The 3,244-nt window shown below is 69.3% G+C and carries 3 protein-coding genes; all 3 read left to right on the forward strand.

Features of this window, described 5'->3' with window-relative positions:
- Positions 1 to 4: 4 nt before the first annotated feature.
- From BXA10_RS32400 to BXA10_RS08910, 3 genes are read left to right on the forward strand one after another with little or no spacing between them, the layout of a single operon-like run.
- Positions 5 to 2,374: a WXG100 family type VII secretion target gene (locus BXA10_RS32400; protein WP_076469633.1), complete on the forward strand. Its 2,370-nt coding sequence runs from the start codon at positions 5 to 7 to the stop codon at positions 2,372 to 2,374.
- A gap of 13 nt (positions 2,375 to 2,387) precedes the next feature.
- Entirely contained in the window at positions 2,388 to 2,828 is a 441-nt protein-coding gene (locus tag BXA10_RS08905) for a YbaB/EbfC family nucleoid-associated protein (protein WP_076469636.1), read from the forward strand.
- Positions 2,821 to 3,147, forward strand: a complete 327-nt coding sequence (locus BXA10_RS08910) for a hypothetical protein (protein WP_076469639.1) — start codon at positions 2,821 to 2,823, stop codon at positions 3,145 to 3,147. Before BXA10_RS08905 ends, BXA10_RS08910 begins: the two co-directional genes overlap by 8 nt.
- Positions 3,148 to 3,244: the final 97 nt, after the last annotated feature.

A 3,244-nucleotide genomic window follows, 5' to 3' on the forward strand; every position in this document is an offset into this window, starting at 1 on the left:
CCCGATGACTCAGCCAAATCCGCTGACCAACAACCTGCCGCCCTGGGAACAGGGCCTGCGGGAAGTGCTCAGCGCGTCCGACATGGACAGTCGGCAGTTCACCCAGCCGCCCTGGATCAGCCTGTCGGCCGCCGGCACCTACGTGGACTCGAAGGCGAAGCCTTGGGAAGACCCGATGGGCACGCCGGCGAACAACGAGTTCACGATCTACCGCCGGACGGCGCAGGAGTTCTACTTCGACGGTGACGGGCACATCGGCAAGTCCCACGCCGCGTACTACATCATCAAGGGAAAGGTGAACTGGTTCGAGAAGTCGGGCGACTACTCGCCCGACGACTACTGGAATCAGTTCCACAAGAGCTCCAGCGACGCGCTGTTCCGTCCGCCACTGCCGCCGCCGCTCGACTCGGCCACCCTGCACGAGTCCGCGGAGAGCTTCTACAACCTCGCGATGTGGCTCGACACGGCGTCCCAGCAGCTCAAGACGGAGGTCGACAATCTCGGCGACGGGTTCAAGGGCGCGGCGGCGGAAGGGCTTCGCGAGTCGCTGACGAACCTCCGGGACGAGATGCTGCTGCTGCGGGAGGACCTCCGGACCGCTGACGACTGGGTCGCGATGCTGCACCGCAACGGTGACGCGGTACAGACCTTCCTGTCGGAGATCGCGAAGGCGTGGGAGGCGTTCGACAAGCATCCGGGACGGAGCCCGAGGGCGATGGTCGAGGCCGCGATGCGGGACATCGAGCGGGCCATCGACCAGTTGGGCAAGGAAACCGACGACTGGAACGGCCAAGCCTGGGACGAGCACAAGCTCGTGGTCTGGGACGAGCTCAAGACCTGGCCCATCACGATCGACATCGGCAACGGCGCGAAGACGTACGACTTCATCAACCCCGGTCAGGCACTCTCCGACCTGAACAACAACATGCACGCGTTTTTCGCCGAGGCGGCGAAGGTACTCAACGACGCGATGACGACGCAGTACCGCAACCTGCACGACAGTTTCGAGACGACCTACCGGAACCTGGTCGACCCGAGGACGTACACGCCCCCGCCGCCGTCGAAGGACGACCTCGGCAACGACGGCGAGAACGGTGGCCTCGACCTGGACGACATCCTCAACAAGGGTGGCGGCGGAGGCGGAGGCGGCCTCGACCTCGACGACATCCTCAACAAAGGCGGAGGCGGAGGCGGAGGCGGCCTCGACCTCGACGACATCCTCAACAAAGGCGGAGGCGGAGGCGGGGGCGGAGGCGGGGGCGGCTTCGACGCGAACAGCCTGCTCGGCGGCGGCGGAGGCGGCGGTGGCTTCGACGCGAACAGCCTGCTGAGCGGCGGCGGGGGTGGCGGTGGCGACCTCAGCCTGGACGACGTGCTCAACGGCTCCGGCGGCGGTGGCACCGGCGGCTTGAACACGAGCGGCCTCAACGGCAACGGCAGCGGCGGCGGGTTGGGGCTGGACGGTCTGACCGGGTCGGGATCCGGCACGGGCGGGGGTGCCGGCTTCGGAGGCAACCTGGGTCTCGGTGGTCTGCCCGGACTCACCGGCGGCGGCCTGAACGGTCCACGCGGCAACGATGACAAGCCCCCGCCGCAGAACGGACCGACCACCGGTGGCGACTTCGACGAGGGGCCGTCGTCCATCGGCGATCTCCCGGATCTCGGCGGTTCCGGCGCCGGCGGAAACTTCCCCGGCCTCGGCGGCACCGGCTCCGGCGGCTCCAACTCGGGCATCACCGTTCCCGGTCTCGGCGGCTCCGACGGCCCCGGCGCGGGCGGGAACTTCCCCGGCCTGGACGGTCCGGGTGCCGGCGGCGACCTTCCGGGGTTGGGCGGCTCGGGCAGCGGTGGCATCGGTGGCAACGACTTCTTCGGCGGGGCCCCCGGCTCGCATTCCGACTTCGACGGCTTCGGTGGCGCCGGCTTCGGCAACGGCGGCACCGGCTCGGGCTGGGGCTCCAACAGCCCCTCACCCAACGGAATGATGCTCGGTCCGCTGGGTCCGGCACCGGCCAGCGGCGGCGGGACCGGCTTCGACCTGGTCCCCGGCGTCGGCGGTCAGCCGGGGCCGAACGGCGCGGCCGGCGCGTTCGGGCCCGCCGGGGGTTACCCACCCATGATGCCGCCGATGGGCGGTATGGGGGCGGGCAACCCCCAGCAGGAGAAGGAGCGCGAACGCACCACCTGGTTGGCCGAGGAGGAGGAGGTCTGGGGCACCGACCCGGACGTCGCGCCCGCGGTCATCGGCCGGGACGACGTCACCGAACCGTCGAGCGGGCAGCGCACCCCCTGGTCGCCGGCCGCGCCACAGACGCCCGGATCCCCGTACGGACCGGGTCGGGGCAGCGGCCAGCAGGTCCGTCGCGGCAACTGAGAGGAAGAACCGGATGACCAGTCCGCTGTACGACCGGATCGAGCAGGCGTACGCCGAGTTCGAGGAGAAGAAGGCCGCGATCAGCGGTGTCGAGCAGCAGATGTCGGGGGCGCAGACGACGGTGACGGCCAAGAACCGGGCCGTCAGCATCACCGTGGACGGCCGGGGTGATCTGGTCGAGGTGAAGTTTCCGACGAACGCGTACCGCACGATGGCGCCGGCGGAGCTCGCCGGTCTCCTGGTGGAGACGGTCAAGTCGGCGCGGGAGGAGGCGCGGGAGAAGGCGATGAAGCTCTTCGAGTCGATCCTGCCGCCCGGACTGCCGTTGGCCGGTCTGCTGCGCGGCTCGAAGACCGCCGACCAGATGTTCGACGAGGCGATGCAGTCGATCAACGAGTCGTTCGGCGGCGCGAAGCCGCCGACCGGCGGAGACCCGGAGGTGAACCGTGGTTAATGTCGGAGCCAACACCGACCTGCTGCGCGGCGGCAAGCTCGAACCGGCGCACCGCGAAATGCTCGCGGTGAACAAGAACTTCGCCTCGGTGGTCGAGCTGAACAACCCGCCCGGCGGAGTGCGGGCAAAGGTGGACAAGCAGATCCACGACGGGCTCAAGACCCAGGTCGAGCTGGTCACGTCGATCATGGACGGCCTCGTCCGCCTCTCCCGGGGAGACGGCACGAAGGTGGATTCGCTGCGCTCGCTACTGACCCGCGTGGAGGAGACCAATGTGGACCTCGCGACGCCGTCCGGTGACGGTATCGTTCGGCACTGAGTTTCGGGCCGCCGTCGGCCCGCAGTGAGTTTCCCGGGGGGTCACACCGCGCAGCGCGGTGTGACCCCTCCCTCAGCGACGAGGAGGTGTGACGGCC

Source organism: Micromonospora avicenniae (genome assembly GCF_900156065.1).
Taxonomy (GTDB): Bacteria; Actinomycetota; Actinomycetes; order Mycobacteriales; family Micromonosporaceae; genus Micromonospora; species Micromonospora avicenniae.

Excerpts from the sequence above, each read along its gene's own strand:
- BXA10_RS32400 (WP_076469633.1), top strand. The coding sequence starts at position 5 with ATGACTCAGCCAAATCCGCTGACCAACAACCTGCCGCCCTGGGAACAG.
- BXA10_RS08905 (WP_076469636.1), top strand. The coding sequence starts at position 2,388 with ATGACCAGTCCGCTGTACGACCGGATCGAGCAGGCGTACGCCGAGTTC.